Genomic DNA, 15,038 nt, shown 5'->3' on the forward strand with positions numbered 1-15,038 from the left:
GCCTGCAGCCGGAAGGTTGTGGGCTATGCACTATCGAAACGCCTGGACACGCCGCTGGCGCTGGCAGCGTTGCATTCGGCCATTGAGAACAGAAAACCTCCGCCAGCCTGCATTCACCACACCGACCGCGCAAGCGAGACCTACCGACGGGCGCTTGATGCGGCCAGTCTGACAGGTTCCATGAGTGCTGTCGGGAACCCCTATCACAACGCTCAGGCGGAGAGCTTCATGAAGACGCTGAAAGTGGAAGACATCTATCCCGCCGGATACGAGACCTTCTCGGAAGTGGCCGAGCGATTGCCCAGGTTCATCGAAGAGGTCTACAATGCCAAGCGGTTGCACTCAGCCCTTGGCTACAGATCGCCAGCAGAATTCGAAACCCAACTCGCCCAGCAGGCGGCTTAGTTTGAAGCGCCTCGCTGGTCCAGCCCGAGGGGTTCACTCCAATCGAGGGTCAGTTTTGGAAGCCGTTTGACACCATAGGGCGCGCGGCGCGTCGAGCGCTACCTTGGAGCACCAACCGGCTGTCGGTCTACAAGGTCACCAAGCATCCGCTCGAAGTGCTCGATGTAGCGTTCCTCCGAGTACCGCTCGAACACGCGCCGGAAACCCTCTAGAGCTAGACGAGCGGCCAGATCGTCGTCGCCTAGAAGCGATTCAAGCTTCGCCGCTAAGTCGTCAGCGTTCTCAGGATCAAAGAGCAAGCCGTTTTCGCCGTCTTCTATATATGTTGGTATGCCATCAACGCGCGTTGCAACTATTGGTTTGCGAGCGGCCATGGCTTCCAATAGCACGCGCCCCATTCCTTCGGTTCGGGAGGGTAGAACAAACGCACGGCAGCCCGTCATAAGATGCATTGCTTCCGCGTGTGGTACGCCTTCGCGAAAAGTGATCCGAGGATTGTTGGCCGCGAGTACCTCGAATGGGGTCCTGTCGGGGCAGTGCCCGACCACCATAAGCGATACAGACGGGAATTTTTCTGAGATCGTATTGAAGGCGCGGATCAGAACATCGACACCCTTGAGGAACCATGGGGAGCCCAGAAACAAGAGATAGTCGCCGTGGCCCGACGCATCGCGCGACTCGACTGCCCGCTCGATAATGGAAAGTGGGACGAAATCATGAAACACGACGGATGCCGGCCAAACGGAGCCCTGTAACCCATCGAGTTGAGTAGAATAGAGAAGTTTCAACACGTCAGCGCGTCTCAGAACTGCAGGCACAAGCCATTCGGCGGCCCAGGCCCTTAAGCGAGACCCCTTGTCCGATGAGTACCGGTACCCCTTGGTTGGGTGACCGGGGACGTCGATGATCAGCGGGACCCCGGTCAGCCGGCTGACAACCAGTCCGGCAATCGACGGTATGAATGGGCCGTAGGTAACAATAGCATCGTAACGCGCCCGGGCTAATGACAGGAGCATCCCCTTGGCAGAGAAATAGGCAAATGTCCTGAGTGGACGCAGGAAACTGGGCGCCAACCCACGGATCATCGCGTGATAGCGGAAGTCGCCTAGAACCTGGAACCGGCCGCTAGACGGTATCAGCGTGCCATCTTCCTCACCGGCCCATCTGGTCGTAACGACATCACCATGGCTTATCCTTGAAAGATGGAAGAGTAGATTTCTTTGCTCGGTTCGGCTCGGCGGCACGGGCCCGGGATGAATGAACAAGATCCTGTAGCGCCGCTTAAGCTCCGCCATGGCCTTTTGCGCCATGCTCTGAGTAACGCGCCAGGATCCGGTCTACGCTCTGTTGCCAGGAAAACAAGTTCGAGAACTCACTAATGAAATCCCGATCGTAGCCATGGAATAGCGCGTCGGCCAGCGCTTGAGCGAATTCTTCGGCGGTGCGCCCTACCAACGTGCCCACCCGCGTATCCGTAACAATTTCGGGGATTCCCCACACATCTGTGGCGACAACGGGTGTCCCGCACGCCAGAGACTCGATCAGCACGTTGGGCCTTCCCTCTTTACTGCTCGCCAAGCAAGTCACGTCCGCTGCATTGTAAAACAGTCCAAGGACCGACTGGGGTATGTCGCCGGCCAATACAACATCCGATGACCGCCCCGATCGCTGCATGGTGGCTTGAAGTTCCTTGGAATAATCGCCCTCCTCGCTCGCAGCTCCTACAATTACCAAAGTCGCCCGAATGCCATAGTGCTCATGCAATAGCTTGAGGGCATCGACAAGAATGTGATGCCCCTTGCGCTCCACGAGATGTCCCACAGAAAGTAGCACGTTCCCGCTGAGACGTTCTCCGCCATGCAGTCGAGCCAGTTGCAAGCGAGCGTCCTCTCGATCCATGGGGCAAAACCGCTCGTGATTTACACCGTTCGGGATGACCTCGATCTTTTGCGATGCCACACCAAGTTCGAGCGCTTTCTGACGCAGCGCTTCCGCCACGGCAAACACCCACCGAGCGCGCCCGAGTGCCCACATTATCTGCCGACGCCGTACGGGGTACTCCGAGAGAACATTCATCTCGTGCCCGCGTAGGGTTATCGAGACTGGCTTTCCGATTACCGCTCCGAGGATGACGCCGGCGACACCATCGGGAAACGCCAAATGGCATTCGATGACATCAATCTGCTTGGCAGTGCGCAAGACTTGGGGAAGAAGGCGAAGGGCGAGAAATATCGGATCGAGTGGCTTCAGATACCTTGGAATGGAGAAAAAACGGGGATATGCGATTGCAACCCCATCAATCTTATCGGCGGGGGGAATTCCTCGCCTGAGCCTGTATCGGCTCAGAAAGCCGGCCCCTGGAAAGTATGTCACTGGTGCGACCACGGCTACCGTCGCCACCTGTGCCAGCGATTTCAACCTTTCGAGTACGAATACCCCGAAATTGGGCATGGTCCGGTTGGGAAGTAAGGTACTAATCGCTAGAATTCGCACGTAGCGCCTTTCGCCCACGCCATCATATGACGTGGTGAACGGATACCACATTGGGCAATCTAAGTCGACGTCGCGGCCTTTCGCGCTATTATTGCCTTGCCATGGACGGCGCCAAGTTGGAGCCTTTGCAAATGTCGGACCTCCTTGCAAATTCAGTGGCCAGTTCGTGACGAAAATACTATGGTTATCCCCACGGATTCCGTGGCCTCCAGAAGATGGCGCGAGCGTTGCATCGGCCACACTGATCCGCCAGCTGGGATGGTTGGGGCACGAAATTCAACTAGTCTGTTTTCCCCAGACTGACCCAGGCATTACCGAGGAGGAAGTGGCTGCTCGGCTCGGAATCAAGAAGTGCTTGTTTATCAGGCGGGGGCCGCGCTCACCGCGGTACAAACCTCTCGAAGTGGCCCGCCATCTGGTTACTCGCCCGCTCTCGCCGCTGACGATGCGCGAATTCTACCGACCCGGTCTTAGGAGAGCACTCTCCCAGAACGTGAATGTCGATGCACAGATCATGGTCTGCGACACACTCCACGTTTGGGGAGCCGTGACCAGCTCGCTCCCCTTTATGATCTATAGGGCTCATAATGTTGAGTCCCAAATCTGGAAACGAGCCTCACAACACACCACCAATCCATTCCTAAGGTTACTCCTCGCCATCCAGGCCTGGTGCGTATTTTCTGCCGAACGTGACCTCGTACGGCGCGCCGATGTTGTGGCGACCGTATCAGACACGGACAGAAGCGCTTTCATGGACCTCTATGGCGCTGAAAATGTTGTGACGGTGCCGATCGGTTTCACCTTTGAAGCTCCGCTGGCGGCTAGCCCGGGGGAAGCCGTCAATCTTCTGTTCGTTGGAAAACTCGATTGGCCACCCAATGCTGAAGGCTTGCGGTGGTTCTTGCGAAGCGTATGGCCAGAGGCGTTCGCACGACGGTCGCAACTAAAGCTCCGGATAGTCGGCTCGGGCCGGCCACCCGATCTCGCGCCCTCCGACGGGGTGGAGTTCTTAGGTCGGGTGGCAGACCTCACACCGCTATACCGGCAATGCGACCTCGCCATCGTTCCAGTAAGATACGGCAGCGGCACCAGAGTGAAGGCCATCGAGGCCGCCCGTTACGGGCGTGCCCTTCTGAGCACTGAATTGGGGGTGGAGGGCCTGGGGCTCGACCATGCGACACACTATTTGCGCGCGAATTCCGCCGATGAGTGGATACACGTCTTAACGACGGTAACCCGCCCCGATTGCGCGGAGCTCGGTGCGCGCGTTTTCCAGCACCTCCGCAATGATTTTGACGAGCGAAACTGCGCAAGGCGGTTCGAAGGCTTATTGCCGCCAAACGTATTCTCGGCAGCTAAGCCTACGCCGTCGAGATAGCTCTTTCAGCTCCAGCCCCCGCCACTCGCGGACATTGGAATTCCTCTGTCAATTGGAGCCACCAAACAGGACTCTACCTATCCTGAGCGGTAGTACCTTTTCCCTGTCTGCGCTTTCCTCAGGCAAGGCAATCTCAATCACGCGCGTTGACCCTTCCCGACATGGGCACCAAATATACGGGGACGGTATCGGGATGCTTTGGTGATGACATTACGCAATTTGCTTGTCGGAGCATTAGACCATCCTGGAGGCCGGTCAGCGCTGGCTAAGATCGCGTGCGTCCACGCAAAAAGATTAGCTGGATCCGGCACTAGGGCAGTACGCGTCTTTTACGATCGCCCCTCCAGGAGCTGGGGGCGAGAATATGACGGAGAGCACGTGGTCGACGGCGCTAGGTTCGAGTACTACGGCGGACATCTCCTGGCACGAAACGGCGCGGCCCCCTGGAGAGAGTTGGCCCGCAAGAATTGGTTGCAGCACTTCGAAGTGCGCTCCGGTGACGTCGTCCTGGACGTCGGTGCTGAGGTCGGTACCGATACAGTGCTTTTTGATGCGATGGTTGGATCGAGCGGTCGCGTGTTGGCTATCGAAGCTCATCCCATTACGTTTTCACGCCTCTTGAGAACCATCCAGCTTTCGCATTGCGACCGGACCATTCCCGTGTTGGCAGCTATTGCGGCGGTTTCGGGACCTGTCTTCATTGAAGACGGGCCAGACAGCCTTTCATCCACCATTTCGACGGGTCTGTCGGATCTCGCACGACACACAGTGCCCGGCGTGCCCCTTGATGCACTATGCGACGAATATGGAATAAGAAAGATCTCCCTGTTGAAGATGAACATTGAAGGTGCTGAAGCGCCGGCGTTGCAGGGAATGAAAAAGTGTCTACAGAATACCCGCAATGTCGTGATCGCTTGCCACGACTTTCGCGCAGATGCGGGCGAAGGAGAATTGTACCGTACACGCGACAAAGTCTCCTCTACACTCACCTCACTCGGTTTCGAGTTGCTGCCCAACAGATTCAACCCTGCCGTAGATCACGTCAGCGCTCGGGATCACGTTTTTGCGCGTAGAAACTAGTCTAGCTGCAAAGGATCGATCTTGCGCCGACGTATAAGAATTTGCCGGGTCGGAGCGGGCGGTGACTGGGATTGGACCTGCGACCCTACAATGTGAACGTAGTGTCTTCCCGCTAGACATGTTCCAATCCGTCCCAGAAAACCTTACAAGATCACGTTGTTGTGCAATCAACAATGTATTATATTTGTTAGCATTGCAATTGTCTCCGTCACTGCTGTGACAAGGCGGTGACATTGCATCGCCGCGCAACAACACGCTGAATCGTAATCTCCCCCATGTTTTCAAAAACGGGGTGTCATGAGCCGTATGCTCTGGTGAGAGTAAATCATGGCGGATAACACATTTGGGGATATCTCCCATCGCGCAGCGCGCCTTCTAGCGCCAGGGATCCGCTCAACGGTTTCGATGGTAGTAGTCGGGCATCTCGTTAGCCTTCAAGGACTGACCGGCTTTAGAGCCCATAAAGAAGAGGCCGCTGGCGGCATCCAATGCTAGCCCCCGCTTTGCCAATTTTTCGATTAGCCGAAGCCAGAAAAATGGCGCTGTAACAATAGTAGCGACTTTATTACTCCCGGTTATAGATCTCACAAAATAACAAATAGACCAAAGTAGACCAATACCAGGGCCAAGCACCTGACCAGATTCAACTTCCGAGAATTTTCGGAACAGCCACCGGTGTCCACTTAGGGTAAATCGCGTGAAATCATAGGCTTGCTCATGGACTTGTTGCATAAAAGGCGTTTCCGCGTAGACAATGCCGCCGTGCTTCAAGACACGATGTATTTCTTCAACAACTCTATGTGGATCTAGGACGTGTTCAAGTACCGCTTGGATAAGAACGCCATCAAAACTTTCGTTGGCGAATGGTAATTTATGACCGTCGCAGATTACCTCTACAATAGGAGAGACATAGACGTCCACGCCAACAACCCTTACATTTTCATCTCTGTACAAATCGCTGACGCCTGATCCAATGGTCCCACCTCCCACAACAAGCACTATAGGTTCGGCGGATATGGCCCGCACGCGACCAAGGAAGACATGAATGTTGTGCGATGCCACCTCATTATCCCCATAGGTAAGCCGACCAAGGAAGCGTCCCAGTCGCGAGCCTTTCTGCAGTCGAGGGATAACTTTTCCCGCAGAAGTGGCGTAATCCTCTGGCTTGAAAATACTGTCCTCAAAATCCACCAGAATGGGAATGCCCTCAGCTTCCGAGTACCGCCTCTGGCATCCATGGCACCTTGCGCCTTCGGAAAATTCAAGTTTTCCATGGCAAATGGGGCATCGAATAATCAGGTCGAGTCCTTGCATGCTGACTCTCCAAGGATAAAATTGAGGATGCTGTAGAGACAGACTGCGAGAATGGAAAAGGCGCGCATGGGCTCTGACGGTTTTACCCAAACAGAACTGGTGGATCAGGTCGTCCGGCAGTACAGATGACCTTGCATCGCCACAGGGGTATTCTCTGGCGTGATTGTGGCGCCAGTCTCTACGTGAAGGATACGCCGGTAGTTGATCTCCCACAGAAAGGCAACAATTTCGGAAACTTTCCGCCTTTTCTCCCGTAATGTCTCACCATGCATCTCGAGAAAAATCGCTGGCTTATACAACTCCAGCGTATTGCGCGCCCCTCGAAGCGCTTCGATTTCCCACCCCTCGATATCAATCTTGATGAAATCGGGCGTGGGCAGTCCGGCTTGGGGGATCTCCTCATCAAGTGTGACAATGGAGATCTCCTCTACAACTGTTTCCACCCCGGCCCGCAGCAACTCCGCAACCGTCTTTCCGTCAATGCTCGCGCCGCCCGGCATGAGTGCGCTCGCCACCATGTTGCACGTCTCGCGCCGGGAGCCGACACCGACCTTGCGCACCTTCACGTTATCGACCCCATTCAACATCAGATTCTCCATTAGGCGCTTATGGTTTGGGGTGTTCGGCTCGAAGCAGACCACTGCCTTCGCGCGAGAAGCGAAGAACAGAGTCAGCAAACCGTGGAAGGCGCCGACGTCGTAGACGGTCATACCGCTGAGATTGAGGTCACGCCAAAACTGCTGCTCGGCTGTCATAAGACCAGGCGAGAACATCGCCGGAACCCAACCGAGCCCGCCTTTCCGCTTCATACCTTTCAGGAGACCGTGGCGAACTGTGTAGGTTGCGCTATCGAACAGATGCTGGCTGATCCACGCTATCAGGCGGTGCTTCAGCGTGTAATGGACAAACGGAAGGTCTTCCTGGGTGTTGGGGTCAGACATTCATTAAATATAGCTCTATTGCTCCGGTCGGCAACCTTGATTTCAGGCCGACCAAGTGCTTGCCTGTGCGCAGCCGTCAAGGCCCGGGTATCACGAAGTCCCACCTCTGAACACCTGCTCGCGGTTGCTTTCCCACACCCTGGATCGCACCGCATTCTTCGCGGCCCTGCGCGCACTCCATTCAGGCGTTTTTCGTAACCGGCCTTTCAGTCGGACAAGTTACAATTTTCGAGCTAATGCTGAACGAGGGCGTGGGGCTCGACCTACTGCTTCGGCAACCACTAGGCTCCTTTCCGTGTTGTTTAGCTCGTCGGGCATTAGTTCGCGAAGGGGGAGGGGTGGCGACGCTGGTATCGGCTATCTACCTGCATCGCAACTTATCTGCTTTCGGCACACCCGAGCCGGGGGTTGTCGATATTGCTCGCCCCGTCATCTCAACCGTGGCTGGGAGGTCGAAATAGCTGAGCAGCGTCGGCGCGACGTCGCGCAGCGAGATGCGCCTGGCGCTGTGATCGGCCGACGTGTACGGATCATGGATCCATAGGATGCCGTCAGGATGATGCATCCCGCTCTTCAGCCCCTCAACCTGGTAGAAGAGGCGGAAGAAAGGCATCAATATGCCGTCAGGTCCCATGAGAGGCGCATCCTTCGGGAGCTGCCGATATACGTTGCATCCGGCGTATACGTCGGTTCCGTGGCAATGAGCCTCCATCGCCGGTCCCTCCGGGAGACAAACCGCGCGCAGAGCCTCGGCGGCAGCTTTGGCAGATGCCTCTTTTTCGAAGCGGATCTGGAACTGCTCGGACATCACAGGCTCGATCCGGTACGGGCCCTCTACGCCTGCAAATTCCAAGACCCGTTCGAAAACGCGAGGGCGATAGTAGGTTTTGCCGCCGATATCTTCATAGACGAGGCACGGCTGCTGACTAAGTGCCGAACACAAGATGAGTATCGTTCTTCCATCATCAGTGAGCGCCAGTGCCTCGCCGATCAGGCGGTCCATCTCCTTGTAGCCGAACAGAATCGCGCCACGGTATTCCGACTGCTCGGTCGGATCGGGTTTAACCGTGAAAACATCGGGGTTCATGTTACGCCAATACATGTGCTGGAAGTGTGCCGTACTATTTATGAAGAACGTCGCAAAATCCGGCCTATGGGATGCGTGCCAATTTTTGAAAACATCCCATTGCAGCTTGTCGAGAATGGTCGCGCGCTTCCATCGGGAATTTGGATTCATGCGCTCCGCAATCAGCTGGCGGATGATCCAAATGCCAGTGTTGACCGACAATCCATGTCCAAGCATGAAGCGCAGGAAGCGCAGATAGTCTCCACTTGAGAGCGGGATGCGGTCATTAGTGTATTCTTGGACGTTGCGCTGAACGAAAGTGAAATAGTTCCTGAATGTGCCGGCTGGATAGGGGGGCGTACCACTCGCCCACGGGTCCGGAAGCACCGCGCCATTGATGGGCAGGTCGTAACGCGAGTTCATGCTCCCACAAACAAAGACGGTGCGGCCGGCTCGAGAGAGCAGATCCCAGACCTGCGGACTATCGAGCTTATGTCCGTCGCCAAGGTGAAAGATTCCGTGCTGATCGTAGGACAGTCCACTATGCACCGTTATCCATTGGATCCAGGGCTCGAGATTGGGGGAAGCCTCCTCAGCATCGGTGGTGAAGATGGATGAGCCGTCGTAGAGCCGCTTGAAATTGGGAAGCTCGCCGGCGTCCATGAAGCGGGTAATCAGCGTTGGGCTCAGTTCATTGAATTCAAGCATAACCACGGCGCAATTTTCGCGCCGCTCTGGCGTTGGGTTAGTCAAGACGTAGGCACTGGGCGGCTGCGAACGCATATAGAACTGCTCCATAGCGGATCGCTTTCTATCTGCATGCTGAACGGAGTGTATTCTCGTCGTTTGGTCATAGCAATCGCTACACCCTCACGCATAGCAGGTTTGACGCGGCGCTTCGTCCGCCTACACCAGTCGACTTAACGGAGTGCCGGCTCAGCAGGTGATGCCTTTGAGGAATGGGGTCTCAAAGTGCTCAGACGGCAGAGGAACCGTCACAATCGTGAGCGAAATCGCACCGCATCCAATTCGAACTAGTACCGGCGCATGTAAACAGTAACTTATCCCGTAATTCCCCCGATCCATTATTTCAACCATTCGTTGCATTGCAGAGATGACCCAGTTTCGCTGCGGTGAGACCTCGCACATCGTCCCTTTATTGCCTTGTGGCCGCCAGATTAAAGCCAAACTTCTAATTGAGAACCGCGGCGAGTTCGGCACAGGCCCCCCTGATGCCTCGGCGCACGCTGTTGTCCACAGCTGGGCAGCTTGCGATGCCGGTTGGAAGGCTGCAGGATACCCATCCAACTCTTAGGCAGCTGATTCTATCGGCTGATACCGGCGCAGCAGCATTGGTTCGGGCGCTTCGCACGAAAACGAAAGGTTGGAGATGACACGGCTTGATCTGCTAAATTCACTTATCGGCCCAGTGATATCGGTTTCGGCATCGTCTGGGCTTGGGCAAGAGTTTGCCCAATATGAGCAGGCATTCACAACATACAACTCCACCCATTGGGCAACCGACGGCGCTGCATGGGCTTCGGCAAACTACTATGATCGAGCCTTCATTAATTACGTCTGGTATGCACGGACGGGCGACAAGACTTATCTTGACCAAGGCAACGCAATTGCTGCGGATTATCTAAAGAATTATGTTGAGGCAAACGACTATAGCATCGCGTCATGGTGGTCTATGCCGAAAGGCATTACCGCGCACTACCTTATCAATGGAGACCAGGCCAGTTTGACTGCCATCGGCAAGTTGGCGGATCAGGTCGTCGGCGCGTGGAACAGGGACAACAATTGGGCGAACCTTTTTGACCCGCACCTTTCGGGCGGCCGCGAGCAAGCACGTAGCCTCGAAACCTTGACACAAGCAATCCTCATTGACGCACCCTCTGTCGGCGTGCCCAAGATTCAGGCTAATGGCGAGGATTGGGGCGTGGCCGGTGGAAACGACTTCCGTGCGCTAGCCAAGTCCTTGGTCGAAAAGATTCTGACTTCCGGGTTTCAAAGTGCCGACGGTTCCCGACCAAATTTCATGGAAGGAGCGGCGGTCGACGGCGACCCGATTGATAAGCCCTTCATGAATGGCCTGATGAACGAGGCCCTCATCAATTATTATGAACAGGTCGATGCCGACCCGCGCATCGTTCAGTTTGTTAAATCCAATCTCGACTACATGTGGGCACATGAATGGGATCCCGCAGCAAAGGCTTTTCAGTACATTGACGAGACCTCCGTCAACGGCGTCCAGGACACCCCCACAGCAGACCTCAATATGCTGATCGTGAGCGGGTTTGGGTTTGTCTACAAGCATACTGGAGATACCACTTATCTACAGCGCGGCAATCTTGTCTTCGAGGGTGGAGTCGACGGCAGCTGGTTGACAGGCTCAAAGCAGTTCAATCAGCAATATGCCAGTTCCTACAACTACCTTGCGTACATACAGGGCAAAACAGACACGCTTCCTGGCACCAGTTCCGGTACTGCGCCCGCCGTTGAAAATCTCGAGCTCACTGGCAAGGAGGGCAGGGATCATCTGGTGGGAGGCGCTGGCGACGATCAAGTACGTGGCCTGGGTGGCAACGATAGGTTGGAAGGCGGCAAAGGCAACGACACGCTCTATGGCGGGCTCGGTAGCGACGTTCTAAACGGAAACGATGGCGCCGACACTCTTTATGGTGAAGCTGGCAACGACACGCTCAAGGGTGGCCCCGGCAACGATCGGCTAAATGGCGGTGCCGGCAAGGACATACTCGAGGGACTGGAGGGTATGGACATCCTCACCGGGGGGGCGGGAAGTGATGTGTTCGTGTTCCGGTCGCTAAGTGAGGCCGCACCCAACCTGCCCGACATCATCACCGACTTCGAACACGGGATTGACCGGCTGGATTTGAGCCTCATCGACGCCAATCTGCGCGTCACGGGGGATCAGGCTTTTTCCTTCATTGGCGATCGTCAGTTCAGCGGAAAAGCAGGTGAACTTCATCTCGTCAACCATCTGCTTTCAGGCGACGTGGACGGTGACAAAGTTGCCGACTTCGGCATCCAGGTCGACGGCTCAGTGCTTACGACGGTGGACTTTGTCATCTAGCCTCCGCCCCGCAAACGGATAGTCTTGCGGGCATCATTTCACGATATCGTCACCTGGTCAGCAGGCAATATCTGCTGTGCGGGCACGCTTTGCCTGAGCTGAACTAGCATCGTCGTGCGAGGCTTGGTTCGTGCCCGCTCCACCACTGCAACGTTGATCAGGGCCATCCTTTCCGACCCGGAGATGCGTAAACATCAACATGTGATATCCGCATTTCGGCGTCCGGTGTATGGTAAGAAAGAAAGTGTATCGGCAGCGACGATGAAAGGGCTGGATCTGTGGCCAGCAAAGCCTGACGTTCAGTAGTTTTCAAAGAAGTTGCTATCATCCCAGGCGAACAGGTGGACACTTCTACGAATATACACGACCGCATCGATGCTCTCATATTGGGAGCAATCAACATTATGCGACGTCGGATTATGCTGATTATTATCCCTCTTCTACTCTTCTTGCCATTCAGCTACGCGATCGCATCATTTTGGCCTGGAAATTATACCGCCCGGACGCTTCTACTTGTTCGACAGACGACAAGCACCAATCCTTTATCAAAGGATCAAACATCTCCAACCCCTTTGCTAAACGAGAGAATTGATGGGCTCCGGGCCCTGCTGTTCAGCGATCACGTACTGAGCAACGTCGTTGACGATCAGGTCGATGCGGCGATCGGTGAAAATCAGAAGAGATTACGCATACAAGAACTCCGCCGGTCCTTGTGGCTTGAACCCATCGGCAACGAGTTTTTGCAGATTACCTACACCGGCAAAATGGCGCCGGGTCTCGGCTCCAAACTGGAAACCGTCCTGATCAGGTTTACCGAAGCTCTGACGCGTCAGGGGGGCCGAAATGTGGGCGATCTTCTCCTGGAACGACGCGCAAGCGAACTCAACGACGCAAAGGCGGTGGTTGACCAGCTTTCCGCTCAACGTGATGCGGCCCCGAGCGCCCAACGTACAGAGCTGGATCAGAAGCTTTCCAATGCCATAGTGAAGCATGAGGCTGCCCAAAACGTCTACGACGAGTACCACCGAAAGCTTGGCAACTCAGCGCCAATTTCAGGCGTGGATTTGGTGAACTCTGCCTCCAACATGATAGTGATCGATCCGCCGCGCGACCCACAATTTCCGTCGATGTCCAAGCTGTACAAGTTTGCGATTGTCTATGGCGCAGGGATGCTTTTTGCCATCGGATTGGTTTTTTTCGCTGAGATTACAGATCCATATGTCCGTGATCGACGGGCAATTTCAAACGTTACCGGACTGCGTTTCGTCGCCACTGTCGGAACAATCGAGCAAATGGGCGATGGAAAATCATGAATAGCAGGTTGCTGTACGCTTCACTTGCGCTTGGTTTGTCCACTGTCTTCGCGTCCGCTCAGAACTCCGCACCGGTTCAGTCAAGAGTGACCACTCAGGTATTGGGCAGGGCGGATCGGCTTCTCATCCGCCTTCTCGGCTACCCAGAGCTCAGTGGCGAGTATCGACTGGGACCTGAGGGGGACGTCACCATCGCGGTTATCGGCCGGGTCAACGTGTCGGGCCTTGACGCAGCTTCGCTTGAAAAGCTCTTGTCGGACAGGATAACCGAGATCACCGGCAAGACCGGCGAAGCAACCGTGGAAGTGATCGCATACAAGCCTGTTTTTGTGACTGGCCTCGTTGAGAATTCGGGCGCAGTACCCTGGCAGCCCGGCCTGACGGTGCTGCAGGCCGTGGCTCTGGCTGGAGGCCTGGTGCAGCCATCGTCGAAGCTCAATGGGGAAACTGCGTCGGTCGAGCGCCGCGATGCTGACTATCGCAAGCTTCTCGACGATCAGATACGAAGCGTAGCGACCATTGCGCGCTTAAAATCGGAACGCGCCCGGACCCCGACGATATCCGTCCCCGACACATTGACAACGCTTGCAGGTAAAAAGACGGCCGAAGATCTCATCCAGCGAGAACAGCTCGTCCTCAATTCCCGTATGGGTTCACTCGATGCACAACTGGCATCCAATGCTCGCGCGAGAACAGCCGCTAGCGAAGAACTCAATCGTCTTGCAGAACAGCGCGTTCTTTTGGACGGACAGATCGAGCAGCAGCGCAAGACCGCCGCCGAAATGACCGACCTGCAAAAACGCGGAGTGGTTCGGGCTGAAACCGTGCGTGAAGCCGCCTTCCGACTTTCTGACATCGAGGAGAAGCGGACCAATACGCTGGTTGCAATCGCGCGCGTTCAGTCACTCATTTTTTCACTGGAGAGTGGGGAGACGGTCATAAAGTCTGAACGTTCCTCTGGTCTTGATTTGGATATCTCGCGTCTCGAGCAGAAGATCTTTCAGAATTCGGTCGAGTTGGCAAAATGGCGCTCGGACTCTGCGAAGCAAAGCGAGTTCATGATCCGCTACCAGATAGTCCGCAATGGCAGTGTGTTCGTTCCCGACGCAAAATACTATTCAGAACTTCTCCCCAAGGACGTACTGGTTGTCGGTGATGACGGATCTTCGGTCCCGAGCGTGGTGGGCGAAAAATGACGCGACATGCGTTGGATTTCCCTAATCGCCTGCCGTCGTCAGAAGCGATCAAACCCAGATGGATCATGGAGCTGGAACTGCTGGCGCTGGGCATAGCCGCCAACAGTCAACGCTCGATCGCCATCTCCGCTCCTGGCCCGGATACAGGAGTGACGACCATCTGCCACGCGCTGGCAAACGTGCTTGCACAATCAGGTTTGTCCACTCTCGTCATCGACTGGACCGGAAACCTGAAATTCACTGATAAGCTTACGCTTCAAGATCGGCTTCGCAGCTGTGACTACGGCGCCCGTGTCCCATCCAGATGCTCGACGCTCAAGCTCTCGTCAGTCGGAGTCCTGCCGGATGCCGCACAGTTTGTTGAACTGCTGGACAGCACCGCTCTGCGGTTTGACAGATTGGTCTTCGACCTGCCTTCTTTGTCGGGCACGCTGCTCGGGCAAATCAACCCCCTTCAAGTCGCTTCGGCAGCGGATGCCTTTTTCTTGATATGCATGAGAAATCAGGAAAAGCGCCGGGTCATTTGCAAGGCAGTCGAAAGTGCCTCCAAGGCAGGTGTGCCAATAAGTGGCTTGATCATGAATGACTTCCATCACAGCTATATCGGCAATGAGATTGTCCGATGGGCGAACAGGCATCTTAGACTGGCTCCGTTCATCAAAAATCCCCTGGTAAGGCTTGGAACCTCAATAAGAGAGCTTGAAGAGGGAACGGATTAGCATTGGGGCGTGCGCTTTTTGTCACTATCCCGGTGA

The 15,038-nt window shown here is 55.5% G+C and carries 12 protein-coding genes; 7 read left to right on the forward strand and 5 right to left on the reverse strand.

The genetic code is table 11. From position 1 onward, the window contains the following. Positions 1-18 precede the first annotated feature (18 nt). Positions 19-405 carry an integrase core domain-containing protein gene (locus J1C56_RS33760; protein ID WP_420797434.1) on the forward strand — a complete coding sequence of 129 codons (387 nt, stop codon included), beginning with the start codon at positions 19-21 and terminating at the stop codon, positions 403-405. Between the two features lie 98 nt (positions 406-503). Here the strand turns inward: J1C56_RS33760 and J1C56_RS27510 are convergent, their stop codons facing one another. Together J1C56_RS27510 and J1C56_RS27515 are read right to left on the reverse strand one after the other, a co-directional pair. Continuing rightward, positions 504-1,700, reverse strand: a complete 1,197-nt coding sequence (locus J1C56_RS27510; protein WP_214393180.1) for a glycosyltransferase family 4 protein — start codon at positions 1,698-1,700, stop codon at positions 504-506. Continuing rightward, the gene (locus J1C56_RS27515; protein WP_214393181.1) at positions 1,687-2,949 is read right to left on the reverse strand and encodes a glycosyltransferase; all 1,263 of its coding nucleotides are present in this window, start codon (positions 2,947-2,949) and stop codon (positions 1,687-1,689) included. The genes J1C56_RS27510 and J1C56_RS27515 overlap by 14 nt, the downstream gene beginning before the upstream one ends. A 700-nt stretch (positions 2,950-3,649) precedes the next feature. Between J1C56_RS27515 and J1C56_RS33505 the strand changes: the two genes are divergently transcribed. Both J1C56_RS33505 and J1C56_RS27525 read left to right on the forward strand, forming a co-directional pair. Then, positions 3,650-4,276: a glycosyltransferase gene (locus J1C56_RS33505; protein ID WP_246592025.1), complete on the forward strand. Its 627-nt coding sequence runs from the start codon at positions 3,650-3,652 to the stop codon at positions 4,274-4,276. 378 nt (positions 4,277-4,654) lie between these two features. Continuing rightward, entirely contained in the window at positions 4,655-5,356 is a 702-nt protein-coding gene (locus J1C56_RS27525) for an FkbM family methyltransferase (RefSeq protein ID WP_214393183.1), read from the forward strand. A 393-nt stretch (positions 5,357-5,749) separates the two neighbouring features. On the opposite strand, the gene J1C56_RS27530 is transcribed toward J1C56_RS27525, so the two are convergent. The 3 genes from J1C56_RS27530 to J1C56_RS27540 all read right to left on the reverse strand — a co-directional run bounded on the left by J1C56_RS27530 (position 5,750) and on the right by J1C56_RS27540 (position 9,475). After that, positions 5,750-6,670, reverse strand: a complete 921-nt coding sequence (locus tag J1C56_RS27530; protein ID WP_214393184.1) for a methyltransferase domain-containing protein — start codon at positions 6,668-6,670, stop codon at positions 5,750-5,752. 104 nt (positions 6,671-6,774) lie between these two features. Continuing rightward, entirely contained in the window at positions 6,775-7,611 is an 837-nt protein-coding gene (locus tag J1C56_RS27535) for an FkbM family methyltransferase (protein ID WP_214393185.1), read from the reverse strand. 361 nt (positions 7,612-7,972) lie between these two features. Further along, on the reverse strand, positions 7,973-9,475 hold the full coding sequence (locus tag J1C56_RS27540) for an alkaline phosphatase family protein (protein ID WP_214393186.1): 1,503 nt from the start codon (positions 9,473-9,475) through the stop codon (positions 7,973-7,975). A 592-nt stretch (positions 9,476-10,067) separates the two neighbouring features. Between J1C56_RS27540 and J1C56_RS27545 the strand changes: the two genes are divergently transcribed. The 4 genes from J1C56_RS27545 (at position 10,068) to J1C56_RS27560 (ending at position 15,002) form a co-directional block, all read left to right on the forward strand. Beyond that, positions 10,068-11,774, forward strand: coding sequence for a calcium-binding protein (locus J1C56_RS27545; protein WP_214393187.1), 1,707 nt, complete (start codon positions 10,068-10,070; stop codon positions 11,772-11,774). Between the two features lie 419 nt (positions 11,775-12,193). Continuing rightward, positions 12,194-13,087 (forward strand): hypothetical protein, encoded by an 894-nt coding sequence (locus J1C56_RS27550; RefSeq protein WP_214393188.1) that lies wholly within the window; start codon positions 12,194-12,196, stop codon positions 13,085-13,087. Beyond that, positions 13,084-14,283 (forward strand): polysaccharide biosynthesis/export family protein, encoded by a 1,200-nt coding sequence (locus J1C56_RS27555; protein WP_214393189.1) that lies wholly within the window; start codon positions 13,084-13,086, stop codon positions 14,281-14,283. The genes J1C56_RS27550 and J1C56_RS27555 overlap by 4 nt, the downstream gene beginning before the upstream one ends. Further along, positions 14,280-15,002 (forward strand): tyrosine-protein kinase family protein, encoded by a 723-nt coding sequence (locus J1C56_RS27560; RefSeq protein ID WP_214393190.1) that lies wholly within the window; start codon positions 14,280-14,282, stop codon positions 15,000-15,002. The genes J1C56_RS27555 and J1C56_RS27560 overlap by 4 nt, the downstream gene beginning before the upstream one ends. The last annotated feature ends 36 nt before the right edge of the window (positions 15,003-15,038 follow it).

Source organism: Aminobacter anthyllidis (genome assembly GCF_018555685.1).
Taxonomy (GTDB): domain Bacteria; phylum Pseudomonadota; class Alphaproteobacteria; order Rhizobiales; family Rhizobiaceae; genus Aminobacter; species Aminobacter anthyllidis.